Here is a 16,148-nt window from a genome sequence, read left to right on the forward strand (position 1 = left end):
CTCAAAACCTAAGTTTTATTAATCAATTCCTCTTCCTTCTCCGTTAAAGGAACTTGATCTCCCTTATCATCATAAATTGACAAATCAAACCCAAGCCCTCTTAACTCCTGCATCAAAACATTAAAAGATTCAGGAATGCCAGATACATTAGTAGGAATACCCTTAACAATATTCTCATAAATCTTAACCCTACCTGACATATCATCAGACTTCACCGTTAACAATTCTTGCAGAGTATGTGCAGCCCCATAAGCTTCAAGTGCCCAAACCTCCATCTCCCCAAGTCTCTGACCCCCAAACTGCGCCTTACCTCCAAGGGGCTGTTGAGAAACAAGAGAATAAGGCCCTGTAGATCTTGCATGCATCTTATCATCAACAAGGTGATGAAGCTTAAGCATGTATATAGCCCCAACCATCACCTCATTTTCAAATGGCTCTCCAGTATATCCATCATATAATACTTCCTTCGATGTCTCATTAAACCCGGCTCTCTTTAAATTTTCCTGAATTTGCTCGTTCGTAGCAGATTCAAAAACAGGAATATCGTAATATTCACCAAGATATTTCCCAGCAAGCCCAAGCTGAGATTCCATCAACTGTCCAATATTCATACGGGAAGGAACCCCTAAAGGGTTTAAGCATATATCAAGAGGTGTTCCATCAGAAAGATACGGCATATCTTCAACCGGAAGAATTTTTGCAACTACTCCCTTATTCCCATGCCTCCCCGCCATTTTATCACCTTCCTTAAGTTTTCGCTTCTTAGCAATATAAACCTTCAATATTTCATCAACCCCAGGAGGAAGGTTTCCAACATCATCCTTAGTAATCCGATGTACATCAATTACAGTACCTTCGGTTCCATGTGGAACTTTTAAAGAATTATTCTTAACATCTTTTGCTTTTTCTCCAAAAATGGACGTTAAAAGCTTAAACTCAGGAGTAATATCTCCCTCCGACTTTGGAGTAACCTTACCAACCAAAATATCACCTGGCTTTACATAAGTTCCTATAACTACAATCCCATTCTCGTCTAGTTTACTCAATATCTTTGCGCCTACGTTAGGGATATCTGCCGTAATTTTCTCAGGACCAAGTTTGGTTTCCCTAACCTCAATACTAAACTCTTTAATGTGAACTGAAGTATAAAGATCCTCCTTCACGATTCTCTCAGAGATCAATATAGCGTCCTCATAATTAAATCCATTCCAAGGAATAAAGCCAACCAACAAATTATTCCCAAGAGCAAGCTCACCGTATCTGGTAGCAGGGCCATCCGCAATTATCTCCCCCTCACTAACTTCCTGACCCTCTTTAACTAAAACTGACTGATTGAAAGAAGTGTCCTGGTTTGTCCTCTCATATTTAGAAAGATAATATTCATCTAAATCAGTACCATCGGCACCTTCTTTAGCCTTTATAACTATTTTCCTATTTGTTGCCACCACAACCGTACCAGATCTCCTTGCCCTAATAACAACACCAGAATACCTAGCAACCACTCTCTCCATACCAGTACCAACAATAGGAGGCTGCGGAAATAACAAAGGAACCGCCTGCCGTTGCATATTGGAACCCATAAGGGCACGGTTAGCATCATTGTGCTCAAGAAAAGGTATTAACGCAGAAGAAACAGAAATTAACTGCCTAGGGGAAACATCCATATAATCTATATCCTTAGGCACCATTGTAGTATAATCACCAGAAACCCTAACAGAAATTAAATCCCCAACATAGTTACCATCAGCATCAACATTGGCATTTGCCTGTGCAATACTTTTCTTCTCCTCATCAATCGCAGATAGATACTCTATCTCACGAGTAACCTTACCATTTACTACTTTTCTATAAGGAGTTTCCAAGAATCCATAATCATTTACCCTAGAATAAGTAGCCAGAGAAACAATAAGACCAATATTAGGTCCCTCAGGTGTCTCAATTGGACACATCCTTCCGTAATGCGTATAATGCACATCCCTAACTTCAAAGCCCGCACGATCTCTTGAAAGTCCTCCCGGCCCTAAAGCATTAAGACGCCTCTTATGCGTCAATTCAGCCAAAGGGTTAACCTGATCCATAAATTGCGAAAGCTGACTAGTTGCAAAAAACTCTTTAACAGCAGAAACAATAGGCTTGACGCTTATTAATTCCTGAGGCTTAAGATTAAACACCTCTTTGTTAGACATTCTATCCTTTGCAATTTTCTCGACCCTAGCCATTGCTCCCTTATATATATTTGTAAGCAGCTCTCCAACGGAACGAACCCTTCTATTACCAAGATGATCAATGTCATCAAGAGTATCATGCCCATCATATATTCTTAAAAGATGAGATACAGTGTTTACAATATCTGTCATAGTAAGAACCGAAGTTGTCAAATCATCAAGTCCAAATTTTTTAGAAAGCTTATACCTCCCCACATGACCAAGGTCATACCTCTTCTCCGAAAAGAATACTGTCTTTAAATCATTCTCAGCACTATCAACCGATATTGGCTCTCCAGGCAGAAGTACATTATAAACAGCAAGCATCACCGATTCTTTTGAAAGCTCCTTAAGGCCATCCCTTAAAGAAAAGTAAGCATCTTCTCTCTCAAAACAATTCAAAATAATAGCAGAACTAATGAAATGTCTTCCAGGAACACTATCATAGCCATCAAAATCAATAAGCTTTATCTCCCTTATTCCATTTTGTAAAAAATCCTCAATATCCTGCAAAGTTATCTTATCCCCTGCCCGATAAATCATATTTTCTTTTATGTTAATGCTTACGGCTAAATATTGCCCTGCAATCTCTCTCTTAGTATTTTCATTTACCTCAATTTTTCTAATGTGATAAAAAGTATCGATTATTTTTTCTCGAGTATCAAGCCCCAACGCCCTTAAGAAAAGAGTAACAAGTATCCTCTTTTTCCTGTCTATCTTAACGTAAAGATAGTCTTTTTTCGAATCGATCTCAAACTCCAACCAAGAACCCCGATAAGGAATAATGCGAGCAAAATACAAGTCCTTTTCCTTATAAAAAACAACTCCCGGAGACCTATGAATCTGAGATACAATTACACGCTCAGCACCATTTACAACAAAAGTCCCCCTATTAGTCATTAAAGGAATAGTACCCATATAAACATCTTTCTGTCTTATTTCTCCTGTTGTTAAGAACTGCAAATTTAGCCTTATCTTCAGGACAGCCTCATAACTCTGTCCCTTCCTTTTACACTCTTTCTCAGTAAAACTAATAGAATCATCTTCAATGTAATATCTTTCATACTCAAGAGCTACTTCGCCATTGCTACTTTTTATAGGAAAAACGTTTCTAAAAACAGATTCAAGCCCTTCATTAAGCAAGGGCTCCCCTTTTTTTAATCTCCCAAGTTGCAAAAATTTTTCATAAGAATTCAATTGTATTTCTATTAGATTAGGCAAGTCCAAAATTTCTTCTGCCTTGCCTTGTCCCAGATGAACTCTTTTTATCATTAAAAGACTCCTTTTAAAGACACAATAAAGCACACACTACTCAACCAGAATGTAGAATAACAAACTTTCCACACCCTTACCGCTTTATTTAATTTCAACTTTTGCACCAACTGATTCTAACTTTTTCTTTATCTCCTCAGCATCCACCTTCGAAACACCTTCCTTAATCGCCTTGGGAGCAGCCTCAACCAAAGTTTTAGCCTCCCCAAGCCCAAGGCCGGTAATAGCTCTTACTTCCTTAATTATATTAATCTTACTATCCCCAAAAGACACAAGAACCACATCAAATTCTGTTTGTTCCTCAACACCACCGCCAGCAACACCAGGACCAGCAGCAACAGCAACAGCAGCCGCCGTAACTCCAAACTTTTCCTCGATAGCTGCTATAAGGTCAACGACCTCAACCGTTTTAGCTCCCTCAAGCCATTTTAGAATATCTTCCTTACTTAGTGACATATTAACTTTACTCCTTTTATTCTATTGTAAACAGTGATAGCATGCACTCAATTAAGACTAACACTGCCTTAATTAAACTTTAACATCAGACAAAGCCTTCAATGTTCTTACAAGCTTTGAAATAGGGGCCTTAAGTACACCTACAAACAAAGAAATAGCTTCCTTCTTAGTGGGAAGTTTACCATACTCATTAAGCCTAACTTCATCATAAACCTCACCCGAAACAATCCCCCCCTTAACCTTTAAAGAGCTCCCCCCCCTAACAAATTCGTAAAAAATTTTTACAACCACATTAGCCTCACCAACAGCAGTCACAACAGCTGTTGGGCCTAAAAGATAAGAATCTAACCCATTTATCTCATTTTCCTTCAATACCCGCTTCATTATATTATTTTTCACAACTTTTAAAGCACCCTTCTCATCCTCCACTCTATTCCTAAGCTTAGTAAGCTCCGCTACTGTTAGACCCCTGTAATCTAGAAAAAAAATATTATCCTTACCATCCAGAAAACTTCTAAATAAATCGAACATTTTTATCTTTCTAGAATTTATTTTTGCATTCATAAACCAACTCCTAAACAAAATCAATCTTCATAGAAGGCCCCATAGTAGATGAAATATAAACACTATTCACAAAAGTACCCTTTAAATCACTAGGTCGCTTCTTAAGTAATTCCCTAATAAACTCATCACAGTTCTCTCTTATCTTCTTACTATCCATAGAAGATTTACCAATAGAAAAATTTATCACACCATTTTTATTTGCCCTATACTCCGCACGCCCCTTCTTAAGGCTAGCAATTGCACCCCGTACATCATTTGTAACCGTTTGCGTCCTAGGATTTGGCATCAAACCCCTTTTGCCCAAAATAGGCCCCAGCTTACCCACATCCTTCATCATATCAGGAGTTGCCACAACAACATCAAATTCATCGAAGCCACCCTTAATCTTATTAAGAAGATCATCATCCCCCACATAAGCAGCACCAGATTCCCTAGCTTCTTCAGCTTTATCTCCCTTCGCAAACACAAGTATTCTCTTCTCTCTCATAAACTGATTTGGCAAAATCACCGTATCCCTAACTGAATGGTTCTTTTTCAAATTAAGATTAATAGAAATATCAATAGTTTCATCGAACTTAGCAAACTTAATTTCCTTCACCAAAGATATCGCATCATCTATGCTGTAAGACTTAAGTCCATCTATTCTAGACAAAGCTCGAATATATTTTTTACCTACTTTAGCCATTATTTCTCCACCTCAACGCCCATTGAACGAGCACTCCCCGCAATAATTTTAAACGCTGCTACTTCTGTCTTTGCATTCAAATCAGGCATTTTAACTCTAGCAATTTCTGACACCTTCTCCCTAGATATGGTCCCAACTCTGTCCGTATTTGATTTCTTAGACCCAACTTCAATTCCAACAGCCTTCTTAATCAAAACAGAAGCAGGAGGAGTTTTTACAACGAACGAAAAACTTTTATCGCTATAAATGGTAATAATAACAGGAACAACAATACCCGGCTCCATTTTAGCTGTCCTTTCATTGAACTCCTTAACAAACTGAGGACCACTCACGCCATGAGGCCCAAGGGCTTGCCCTATTTTAGCCCCCGGAGCAGCCTGAGCAGCAGGAACCTGCAACTTCACCCAAGCAACTTCTCTCTTTTTCTTAGACACAAACAACTCCTTATGGTAATAACGCTCTTAAAAGCTCCCATTTCAATTATTAAATTTTCTCTATGTGCTGAAAATCGACCTCAACAGGAGTCGACCTTCCAAAAATTTGAACCGCAACCTTTAACTTCTTTTTCTCATAATCGATAGACCCAATAGCACCTTCAAAAGAATCAAAAGGCCCCCCCTTAATTCTAACCCTCTCACCTTCTTCAAAATCATAAAGTACAAAAATAGATTTATCAGCTTTAATCTCTCCGGTAAGCATAAACACGCTCTTAACCTCCTCATCACTAATAGGAAGAGGCTTTTGCTCCTTACCAGTACCCACAAAGCTCACAACGCCCGGTATCTTGATAAGATTAGCCACAGTATCCTTCCAACCCACTTCAGGAAGATCTAATTCAACCAAAATATACCCCGGCCAAATCTTCCTCTCCCTAACTCTCTTCTTTCCATTTTTGAATTCTTCTATTTTCTCTATAGGGGCCCTAACATCCAAAACTTCACCGCCCAAAGCACCTTCGCTTACTAAAAGCTTTATCGCCTGTTCTATCTTCTTTTCATACTGAGAAAAAGTCTGCAATACATACCAAGCCCTAGACATAATTTTCCTTAAAACACATAAGATATAGCAAGATACATAACATAATCCACTACACCTAAAAACATTGAAATAAAAAAAACCAGCCAAAAGATCTGCTTCCCACTTCCTACTACCTCAACGTATCTAGGCCACGTCACCTTCTTAAGCTCTAATATACTTCCCTTAATAAATTTAAACACCAAAAGCCCCTTCAACAATTCAAGACAACAGGTCAGGAGGGATTCGAACCCCCAACATGCGGTTTTGGAGACCGCCGTTCTACCATTAGAACTACTGACCTATGAGTCCATCCGTCTACTTTATTTTCCCCTCTTTATGAAGAGTATGTTTCCTGAGCGCCGGACAATATTTCATCAACTCCAACTTCTCTTGTTTATTACGTCTATTTTTAGTGGTTGTATAATTTCTAATACCCGTTTCTTCACATACCAAAGCCACAAGATCAACGGCACCTTTCCCCTTCTTTTTACCCATAACAAAACCCCTCGTACAAAAAGCCCCCAATCGGACTTGAACCGACGACCCCCACCTTACCATGGTGGTGCTCTACCAACTGAGCTATAAGGGCATCGCTTCCCCCTACAACAAACCCTTGTAACATGTTAATTGATTATATCAAAAAAGACAAGTATTCAAATTATGTTTTTAACATCTCACCTTATGATAACGAGCCTACCCTCTCTTAAAAGGTTAATATTATTCTCGTTTGAAAACAGCTTACTGATAGAAAATTCATCAAGTATTATGTCTGAACCATTCTTGCCATAAACTCCTCTAGCAACCAACTTTAAAGGATATTCTCCAATTCTATCTTCGTTCCTATAAGAAATATCATCCGTATACTCAAGCATCCCCCATCTCCTTAACGCATCTGGCTCAACCATTGTCTTATCAAAATAAAGCCTAATATTCTCATCATAAATCTTGATAAAAAAAGAATCTCTTAATCTAACAAACCCCGAAGAAGATTCATATTCTTCCCCCGCATAAACAACAATACCAGTATAAGGTTGCTCAGTATTGGTATTCATCAATGGATAAAAAGCCCTGTAAGGCTTATCATGAGATAAGAACAAATTAATGAAATCAGGAAAAAGATAAAGCTCATATCTAACAGTAATACTTCTTAAGTCCTCTGAATACTTGATGTAACCCCTTTTTAAAATGCTGTCAAATCCTGAAAAATAAAGTATTAAACGAGGATCTGAATTAAAATAATCCTTGAAAGTATTATCAGAATCAATGACCATTTCAAAAAGAGACTTCCTTATTAAAGAGTCTTTAAAATCATTGATGCCCAAAATTAAACTGGAAGTAGAACTCAGACCAACCCTACCAAATTTGTCCTCGTTTACCGTTTTACTGATATCGAAATAAACAACCTTCTTCTTCCAATCAATCAGCCTCTCCACACTAGCTCCAGATGTATCATCCTTTATCAAGGAAGCGCTAGAGTAAAGCAAAAGAAAAAATCTAAAAAGGATGTTAAGCAAACTCACATCAAATCTCCCTATTTTTTACCCAAATAAACCCCTATCCAAGCCCACCCATTATTAATTTCTGGATCTTTTGGATAAGAAATCTTTTTAAAGACAAAATACCACTCCCATATATGCTCCCAACCAGTAGACTCAAGATAGGAGATACCATCGCTAGAATCAGCCTCAAAACTATTCGCAAACTGTATCCCATTTTTCCGCCTGCTTCCAAGTTTAATCATCGTTGTTAAAAAACTATTTGTATTAATCGAATTACCTCGCCCCCCCTTCTGATCCCAACTCTGTATAAAGAAGTTATGTTTATCCCTTATACTTAACAGCTTCGCCGTATTCCCAGAATAAATGTACTGCTTAACATCTTGAATTAAATCACTCAAATTTCTATAAACCACAAACTCCGGATTATTATAATAACTAACCTTAGAGCTAACATTAGAATAATCTCTTAAGTCCATCTTCAAGCTTGACCTTGGCATCGAAAGCAATCTTTTATAGTAAAAGTATGCCTCGTCGTATTCCTGCACACTCTCCAAATCTAGAGCAAGATTGTAGTAATAACTACTCTTATCTTCTTCCCCAATGCTATCAACATCACTATTAAGCAATAATTTATAACAATGAATTTTGTTACCAGGCTCAATATTTAAAGCAACTACCTTTTTAGCAATTTTCACCCTTATGGAACTATTCTCGTAAACATAATCATCAAAGTTGTCAACAACATACCTGTAATAGGTAAAAGCCACTAAATCTTCTTTCATCGCGGCATAGATATTCCCCATCAAATAAAAATATAAAGGATAATATTCCCTGCTCTCGTCATTAGCAATCCCTTGATTTACAATCATCAAAGCTCTTTCATAATCCTTACTTTTGATATAAATATTCACTATCCTGTCAACAATGAGAAACCTATCCAGCCCATTCCTACTTAACTCTTCCAAAAGACTTACAAGATTTTGAACTTCTCCCTGCTTAACCCTACAAGCACTTAAAACCAAAACCAACCCAAATAATTGAATTAATAATCTCATTGCCTTTATTATATAATGAAAGCTATGCACAACAAAGTATGCTCTAGGTCCAATGAATGCACCAAAAATTTGAATGTGAACAAAGAATCGATCTATATCGTGTTTTTTATATTTTTTTTGTGCTGTTTTAACAACCCCAAGAAATATGGTGTCGTCCTGGATTCAGGAAATAGAGAAAAGCTTCCAAACGGGGCTCTTGTACAAATAGAAAATAACAGTCAAAACAAAGACACAATAACAATAAAGTATAACGACACAAGATTTGTGGTACATAAATTTACAATACAAGAATTTAAAACAAAAGAAGAAGCAGAAAATTTTAGATTAAGCATTAACCCATATTTAACCAAGTATGCCATAAGCAAAAAAGACACTCTACCCTTAAGAGAATCTCCTGATCACTACAAAGATAACATAATATACAGAATTCCAAAGGACTCTATCTTGAAGATAATAAGCATTGGAGAAGAAACTAAAGCGGGCTCTCTTCAAGGTAGATGGGTATATATTTTGACAAAAGATGGTTATAAGGGTTACGTCTTCGACTATGCACTCGAAATTTTTGATAATATTACGGGTAAAATAATCACAAATTCGCTAGATCAATCCTTGCAAAACGACATAATAAACACATTTAAGAATGTTAAATATTTAAGACCACTCTACTATGAAAAGATGATTGCCAATCATACTTACAACACTGACCTACTTAGGAAAGACCATGGGCTATTTTTTACTTCTCAAAACGAAATAAAGGTAAATGTACCTGAATTAAACTTAATTTTCAAATTTGATATTGTTGATTCCGTTAAACCAAATGGGTTTCTATTCAGATCCAGCAGCTCTGATAAAGATTTTATTCTCCTAGAAAAAGAGTCTTCAAATTATTACAACTCATACATAAAAGTTAAAGAACACAATCTTGAAACAAGATTTGTTATTATTGAACAAACTATTGAAAAAATAATGCTTGAAGTAGAAATACAAAATAAAAACCTAATACAAAGACTAACATCTTATGAAATATTAAGAAATGAGACATATGGAAATATCGAATTTAAAACAGACGGGACTTTCATTTGGAAAATGAATTCAAAATTAAACAACTTACCAAGTTCTGGTAAGTTTAAAATAACAGGATTCACTCCAAATTTACAAATCTCATACAAAAATGCCATCAAGCTTATTTCTGATGAGAATAAGGAATTTTTTTGTCTGCTAGACTACACGAAGCATGCTTTACAACTCATATTCGTGAACTCTAGTAATGTTGAGGATGACGTAATAGTTGACGATAAGGATAAAATTGCAATGGTACTGTTCAGCGGAATTCGTTCTACTTAACTCAAGTTTGTTAAAGGTTAAAGTCAATGTTAACGGCACTCATATTACTGACGCAGATTGTTGTACACTTAAGTGCAAATGGAAATGCGGCAATAATACAATCATTAGCAAAAACACTCCATCATCCCTCAAATCAAGATTATGCAACTAGAAAAGAAACACTAGACAGTTTCGTATCATCAATAAACTTAAATAAAGATTCCGTTCTAAAATATCTTCGAACAATAAAAAACGATTTCTTAATCACATCCGTATATTTTAAAAATATAGAAGGCACTATGATCGCTCTAACTATTGGAGCAGAAATAAATTATCAATACAAAATATCCCCACTATCAATTTCAATAATTAATAATGATTTAAAGACTACGAAAATATTAATAGACTACGGAATAAACATTAACAAAATAGACGAAACAGAGCATCCGCCAATCTTTTGGGCAATATACTTAAATAACGAAGAAATATTTAACTTCTTAAAAGAAAAAGGAGCCGATTTAAGCTTCACGCTCAAGAGCGGAAAAACCCCTATGCAAGCCGCAGTAGAGGTTGAGAACACCAAATTAATCGAGCTACTACTTAAAAGCAACACCTACGTAACAGACTCTTACAAAAAAGAAATTAAGAACCTCAAAAATACAAGAAACATTTTCAAAAAAATTCAGATTAATTAATACCCATCCGATTTTTCGATATTTTTATCCTTATCAAGAAGATCTTTGTACACAAAAGACTTCCTAGCTAGCTGTTCTTTTAAGTCCTTTGGGAAAGGTGCATTTCTCCACATCACACCTCGAACCATTTTCTCTACCTTCTGTACACCCTTACTTTCTTTATCTATCCATAAAAGATAATCATTTAAGAAAAAATCCTTAACATTGCCTTTTTTAATAAATTTGGAATAGTATTCGTAGTATTGGCCAGTTATTCCCGTTTCCATCCACCTAACCGATGCCTGCTCCTTGGCAAGTTCCCATAAAAAATCTCCAACACCTAAAATAACAGCCTTTTTCAAATCTTTAGGATACATAGGAACCAACATTTTACCGCGTCCTTTGGCTCGATTTTTAACATCAACAGGCTCCCAACAAATCCCTCTCTCACCATAAGACGGCATTAAGATAAAATAAGGAACTATCCTTAAAAAATCCCCTCTGTAATTTTTATGAAAAATTTTAGGTTGAATACTCTCAATCTCTCTAACAAGTTGAATAACCCTTTCTCTACTACCAAAAAAATTAGGATTTGCTACTACATTACTTTTAAGCAATATCGGAAAATGATTCCCCCTAGGCCCAATAGTAAGCTTATTGGCTTCCATTAAAGACCCCACTTCCTCCACTGCAATGGTAGATGTACCAGAAACATCAAGATCTTGCATTTTATCCTTAATCTCACCAAGCTTCTTATTCGCTTCCTCAATTTGGTTAACTAAAGATACAATTTCACTACTGGTCTTAATAAGACTATCAATATAGGCAGAAGCAGACTTTAGAGGCTTTAAAACATCATCAGAATAAAACCCGCTTACTCCAAGATCAGCCATAAACATCTCGGATGGCACTGTATCGAGGAATAAAAATTCAAACATGCTCTTTAACTTGCTAACGGCCTCATCTCTTGCAATCTCACTCCTCTTAATCCCACTTTTTGCAAAATCAATATCAGACAAAAGTCGCTCTTGTTTGTCAATCAGTATTCTTCTTACATCTTTATTTCTGATGCTCCCCACCGGCTCATCCACAGCAAGCTTCCTAAGCTTTAATCCATTAACGCCATAAACCCATTCATCAAAATAAATAAACGGTTCGTCATAATTATTATCCCAAACAGTTTTTGAAATCAAAGACCTAAGTTCGCCCCCAAGAGCACTTGGCAGTAGAGCTGCGAATCTAAATAAAACTTTCTGCTCTTGAGTCAAATTTAGAATATTTCCAGCAATTGATCTTAAAAACTCCCAATAAACACTAATTATCTGTTTATACTTAGTTACCCTATCGCCTTTTTCTGCTGACTTTGGATCTAAATAACCTAACAACAATCCGTGAAGCCTTGAGCCAATCTCTTTATCGCTTAAGATAAGATTCTTATAATAATCATCAGTAAAAAACCCTTTATCGTGCTCTTCTAAAGCACTAATTTCAGGCAGTCTCAGATCCAAATCCGTATTAACTAACTCTGGATACCTATACAAGAACCCTCCCAAAAACCGACCTGCTTTCCATTCAATAACAAATAGTAATGCCAAAGTTTATATTTACCAAAAAATTTAGTAAGATTGTTATACTGTAAAATTCATTTTTTAAAACCTCAAAGGAATAGATTATGAACACGAAAGTGAAATTTTTTCTAGCCGTATTTATTGGAGTACTTATAGGACTTTTCTTCCCCTCTGGTGCCTATGACATCCTATCGCACGTCTTTATAAGACTTGCTTACTTTTCATTAATTCCTTTTTTAATATTCTCTATTCCACTAGGAATAGAAAATATTATCGAAAATAAAAAATTTAAAAAACTATTTGGAAAAACAATTTATTATGGAATTTTAATCAACGCTATGGGGGTCATCATGGCAATTGCAGTTGCAACGATATATATCCCACAAAGAATTCCAATCCTAGATAAAAATGTTAAAAATTTATACGTGTTTGATAAATCGGAATTTCTTGAGACATTTTTTCCCAAAAACATTTTTACAATACTCACAAACAATAATCCAAACCTTTTAAGTATTTACGTTATTTCAATAATAATCGGTGCTAGTTTTTACTATGCAAAACAAAAGGGAAGAATTGCTAGAGAACTTATCTTAAGCACTTCAAACCTTTTTTACAATGCAAACGGAATAGTGGTTAACATATTAAATTTTGGAATCATTTTCATCACAGCATCTTATACCAACAACTTAAGAAATTTTAAAGATTATCAATACTACATAGACAGCATACTATTTTTTTCTTCGTGGACTTTTATCATTATCTTAATAATAATTCCAATGATCAGTTATAAATTAACCAAAAACCTTAGATTGGCATACAAGAGTGTCTTAATTTCATTTCAAAACATAATATTTGCGGGATTAACAATGGACGCCTATGCTCCTTATTCCGTGCTACTAGAAGACATCAAAAACGAGAGAATAAACGTAAAAAAATCAATAATCACGAACATCCCCATAATTAACTTTATTTCTAAATTCGGAACAATTTTTATCTCAACAATCTCATTCTTTATCATCTTAAAATCCTATTCTAGCTTACCCATATCAATTTACGAAATAGGCTACATGAGTGCACTGTCCTTCCTATTTGTTTTTGCATTTCCACATATACCAAATAGTTTGATTTACGTGATTACAATGCTATGTTCTACTTACACAAAAGGAATTGAACTTAGTTACTCCAGCATAACCCCAATACTACCGATACTAATATCCCTAGCTTTAATGATTGATTTCACATTCAACGTTGCAATAATGCACATAATAACCTTTAACGAATTAAAAGAGACCTAGACACTGAAAGACAAAACATTAGTAAGATTTTGCGAATAAAACGAAATGCTTGGCTTCTGCCCCACAATAAATGCAAATTAAGTTATCCAAGGTTCTATTTTTTAAATCTTCAGGAATGCACCTTATTGTGGCCTTTGTATCGTCCTTAATACTCTCCTCGCATACTTCACTACCACACCATGAAGAAATCACAAATCCCAAATGATTATCAATGTAAGTTTTGAAAGTATTGTAGCTTCCCTCAAACTCTCCAACGATCTCTTTAGTGTTCGAATCTCTAAACTCCAAAGCTTTATTAAATAAATCACACTGCATACTTTCAAGCTCATCTCTAATTTTGGATGACAAATCCTTAACCGATATCTGATACTTAGAGCTCTTATCTTTATCTCTTCTTGCGATGGTAACACAGTCCATAAGAATATCATTAGATCCTATTTCAATGCGTATTGGAATTCCTTTAAGTTCCGCAGAAGAAAACCTAAATCCTACAGAATTCTTCATATCTTTATCAATCTCAACCCTAAATTTTTCTGTCTTCAATTTATTAAAGACAGTAGTTGAATATTCAAGAATCCTTTTATTTAGTTCATCATCTCTTTTAAAGATAGGAACAATAATGAGTTCAATAGGCGCTATTTTGGGTGGCAACACCAAACCCTTATCATCGGAATGAACCATAATCAGAGCACCAATTAGTCTGGTTGAAACTCCCCAACTAGTAGCTGAAACATACTCCATCTCCCCTTTTTTATTTTGAAATTTAACATCGAAAGCCTTCGCAAAGTTTAAACCCAGATAATGAGATGTCCCGGCCTGCAAGGCTTTTTTATCCTGCATTAACGCCTCAATAGTATGCGTACAAACAGCACCCGCAAATTTTTCTCTTTCTGTCTTCTTTCCATGAAATACGGGAATAGCTAAATAATCCTCAACAAACTGCTTATAAAGATTTAAAATGAACAAAGTCTCACTCTCCGCTTCCTCTGCAGTTTCATGGGCAGTATGCCCCTCTTGCCACAAAAACTCAGTCGTTCGCAAAAACGGTCTCGTTCTTTTTTCCCAACGAATAATATTTGCCCATTGATTAATCTTGACAGGCAAATCTCTGTAAGATTTTATCCACCTACTGTACATATTCCAAATGATTGTCTCAGATGTGGGTCTTAGCACCAAAGGTTCGCTTAATGTTTCTCCACCAGCAGTTGTTACAACAGCAAGCTCCGGTGAAAATCCTTCAACATGCTCCTGCTCCCTCTCTAAAAATTCATAAGGAATAAGTAATGGAAAATATGCATTCTCATGCCCCGTTTCTTTAAACTTATTATCAAGAACGCTTTTGATTCTCTCCCAAATAGCATACCCATAAGGCATGATAACCATACACCCCTTAACAGGACTATAGTCAACAAGTTTTGCCTCTTGCACTATATCTAAGTACCACCTAGAATAATCCTTTTCTCTTGGAGTAATAAAACTACCCATCATCCAGTCCTTGATAAAAACTTAAAAAATCTACCACACAAACTTAATACTTATGAACCTCAACCATAAAACGTCCATATTTAGCCCCAGAAGGATCCAACACAATTTTTTCCACCACAAAAACAATGCCATCTTCTTTAGGAAACAAAAAAATCTGTCTTATTTTATAGTCAATCACATCTTTCCTATAATAATTTTCTCTTCCAATGCCTCTTATGTCTCTAACAAGAATATCGTCATCCTCAACAGAGAAGGAAATAGTAAAAGCAGAAGATTTAGGAGAATCCTTAAATGATTTATTAATCGAAACCTGATATCTATTCCCTGTTAAAAAATCAACAAAATCTAGAGAATCGACTTTAGGATCTCCATCTTGAACATAAAGATAAATGTTTCTACCCTTGTTCAGGTGATTTATGTTAAAGCCTTTGACTCTGTAATCTACTATCTTCAAGAGCTCATAAAGACTCTTCTCAGCGGTGTCAACATAATCTATGTATTCATTAAAAACCCTGGTATACACCCCAGGCCTCATAAAATTATTTTTGCAAACATCTACAAAATAAACCCTAGAATAATACCCCCTCTCTTCAAGACTATACTCACCAAACATGAAGCAAGACCCATCATCAGAGAAACCCAGATTCTTAAAAAAAACATCTTCAGCAGAGCACAACGAAGAATGAAGAATGAGATACAAAGAAAAAAAACGCATCAGCATAAATTCTTTAACAAACCCTCTGGATAAGAATCCTCAATTAAATTTATCTCTATATTAAAAATATGTCAAATATGTTTTTAATATGAATCTTTGCTCTAAAATTTGTCTTATAAGCCAGGAAGTTGTGCTTGCGTTTTACGATGGGCTTTTTAGAAAGATGTGAGGAGGGCTTTTTTTGTGGGGAGGGTGTCTCTTATTCTGGAATGCTTGATGATGATTCGCAAATACTGAGGGATCGGCCTGGTTTTATGTCTAAAGACTATAGTGGGTCCTTTTGTGTTGAAAGTACTTTGAGGCTAAAGGGGTGTTTGACAGGGGTGTTCATAGCCG

16 protein-coding genes and 2 tRNA genes are annotated in these 16,148 nt (G+C 35.8%); 3 read left to right on the plus strand and 15 right to left on the minus strand.

What is annotated here, in order from left to right; translation table 11 throughout:
- Positions 1-8: 8 nt before the first annotated feature.
- The 12 genes from rpoB to QYZ68_RS02000 form a co-directional block, all read right to left on the minus strand.
- Positions 9-3,476 carry a DNA-directed RNA polymerase subunit beta gene (gene rpoB, locus QYZ68_RS01945; RefSeq protein WP_301383906.1) on the minus strand — a complete coding sequence of 1,156 codons (3,468 nt, stop codon included), beginning with the start codon at positions 3,474-3,476 and terminating at the stop codon, positions 9-11.
- 84 nt (positions 3,477-3,560) lie between these two features.
- Complete coding sequence (gene rplL / locus QYZ68_RS01950) at positions 3,561-3,932, minus strand: 50S ribosomal protein L7/L12 (protein ID WP_301383907.1); 372 nt, start codon at positions 3,930-3,932, stop codon at positions 3,561-3,563.
- Between the two features lie 72 nt (positions 3,933-4,004).
- The gene (gene rplJ / locus QYZ68_RS01955) at positions 4,005-4,496 is read right to left on the minus strand and encodes a 50S ribosomal protein L10 (RefSeq protein ID WP_301383908.1); all 492 of its coding nucleotides are present in this window, start codon (positions 4,494-4,496) and stop codon (positions 4,005-4,007) included.
- Between the two features lie 10 nt (positions 4,497-4,506).
- The gene (gene rplA, locus QYZ68_RS01960) at positions 4,507-5,181 is read right to left on the minus strand and encodes a 50S ribosomal protein L1 (RefSeq protein ID WP_301383909.1); all 675 of its coding nucleotides are present in this window, start codon (positions 5,179-5,181) and stop codon (positions 4,507-4,509) included.
- The gene (gene rplK / locus QYZ68_RS01965) at positions 5,181-5,615 is read right to left on the minus strand and encodes a 50S ribosomal protein L11 (RefSeq protein ID WP_301383910.1); all 435 of its coding nucleotides are present in this window, start codon (positions 5,613-5,615) and stop codon (positions 5,181-5,183) included. The genes rplA and rplK overlap by 1 nt, the downstream gene beginning before the upstream one ends.
- A 49-nt stretch (positions 5,616-5,664) precedes the next feature.
- Positions 5,665-6,219: a transcription termination/antitermination protein NusG gene (gene nusG, locus QYZ68_RS01970; RefSeq protein WP_301383911.1), complete on the minus strand. Its 555-nt coding sequence runs from the start codon at positions 6,217-6,219 to the stop codon at positions 5,665-5,667.
- 8 nt (positions 6,220-6,227) lie between these two features.
- The gene (gene secE / locus QYZ68_RS01975; protein WP_301383912.1) at positions 6,228-6,398 is read right to left on the minus strand and encodes a preprotein translocase subunit SecE; all 171 of its coding nucleotides are present in this window, start codon (positions 6,396-6,398) and stop codon (positions 6,228-6,230) included.
- A 28-nt stretch (positions 6,399-6,426) separates the two neighbouring features.
- A tRNA-Trp gene (locus QYZ68_RS01980) sits at positions 6,427-6,499 on the minus strand.
- A 14-nt stretch (positions 6,500-6,513) separates the two neighbouring features.
- Positions 6,514-6,693, minus strand: coding sequence for a 50S ribosomal protein L33 (gene rpmG / locus QYZ68_RS01985; protein ID WP_301383913.1), 180 nt, complete (start codon positions 6,691-6,693; stop codon positions 6,514-6,516).
- A 21-nt stretch (positions 6,694-6,714) separates the two neighbouring features.
- A tRNA-Thr gene (locus QYZ68_RS01990) sits at positions 6,715-6,787 on the minus strand.
- Positions 6,788-6,872: 85 nt separating this feature from the next.
- Positions 6,873-7,718, minus strand: coding sequence for a hypothetical protein (locus QYZ68_RS01995; RefSeq protein WP_301383914.1), 846 nt, complete (start codon positions 7,716-7,718; stop codon positions 6,873-6,875).
- 11 nt (positions 7,719-7,729) lie between these two features.
- Positions 7,730-8,752: a tetratricopeptide repeat protein gene (locus QYZ68_RS02000; protein WP_301383915.1), complete on the minus strand. Its 1,023-nt coding sequence runs from the start codon at positions 8,750-8,752 to the stop codon at positions 7,730-7,732.
- A 99-nt stretch (positions 8,753-8,851) separates the two neighbouring features.
- Here QYZ68_RS02000 and QYZ68_RS02005 point away from each other — a divergent pair, with 99 nt between their 5' ends.
- Both QYZ68_RS02005 and QYZ68_RS02010 read left to right on the plus strand, forming a co-directional pair.
- Complete coding sequence (locus QYZ68_RS02005; RefSeq protein WP_301383916.1) at positions 8,852-10,096, plus strand: SH3 domain-containing protein; 1,245 nt, start codon at positions 8,852-8,854, stop codon at positions 10,094-10,096.
- 26 nt (positions 10,097-10,122) lie between these two features.
- The gene (locus QYZ68_RS02010; protein WP_301383917.1) at positions 10,123-10,770 is read left to right on the plus strand and encodes an ankyrin repeat domain-containing protein; all 648 of its coding nucleotides are present in this window, start codon (positions 10,123-10,125) and stop codon (positions 10,768-10,770) included.
- On the opposite strand, the gene QYZ68_RS02015 is transcribed toward QYZ68_RS02010, so the two are convergent.
- The gene (locus QYZ68_RS02015) at positions 10,767-12,290 is read right to left on the minus strand and encodes a hypothetical protein (RefSeq protein ID WP_301383918.1); all 1,524 of its coding nucleotides are present in this window, start codon (positions 12,288-12,290) and stop codon (positions 10,767-10,769) included. The genes QYZ68_RS02010 and QYZ68_RS02015 overlap by 4 nt on opposite strands.
- A 131-nt stretch (positions 12,291-12,421) precedes the next feature.
- Here QYZ68_RS02015 and QYZ68_RS02020 point away from each other — a divergent pair, with 131 nt between their 5' ends.
- Positions 12,422-13,612 carry a dicarboxylate/amino acid:cation symporter gene (locus tag QYZ68_RS02020; RefSeq protein WP_301383919.1) on the plus strand — a complete coding sequence of 397 codons (1,191 nt, stop codon included), beginning with the start codon at positions 12,422-12,424 and terminating at the stop codon, positions 13,610-13,612.
- 18 nt (positions 13,613-13,630) lie between these two features.
- Here the strand turns inward: QYZ68_RS02020 and proS are convergent, their stop codons facing one another.
- Both proS and QYZ68_RS02030 read right to left on the minus strand, forming a co-directional pair.
- Complete coding sequence (proS, locus tag QYZ68_RS02025) at positions 13,631-15,097, minus strand: proline--tRNA ligase (RefSeq protein WP_301384421.1); 1,467 nt, start codon at positions 15,095-15,097, stop codon at positions 13,631-13,633.
- Between the two features lie 43 nt (positions 15,098-15,140).
- Positions 15,141-15,818: a DUF2259 domain-containing protein gene (locus tag QYZ68_RS02030; RefSeq protein ID WP_301383920.1), complete on the minus strand. Its 678-nt coding sequence runs from the start codon at positions 15,816-15,818 to the stop codon at positions 15,141-15,143.
- Positions 15,819-16,148: the final 330 nt, after the last annotated feature.

Origin of the sequence: Borrelia sp. P9F1 (assembly GCF_030436115.1) — a bacterium.
In the GTDB taxonomy this organism is placed as follows: Bacteria; Spirochaetota; Spirochaetia; order Borreliales; family Borreliaceae; genus Borrelia.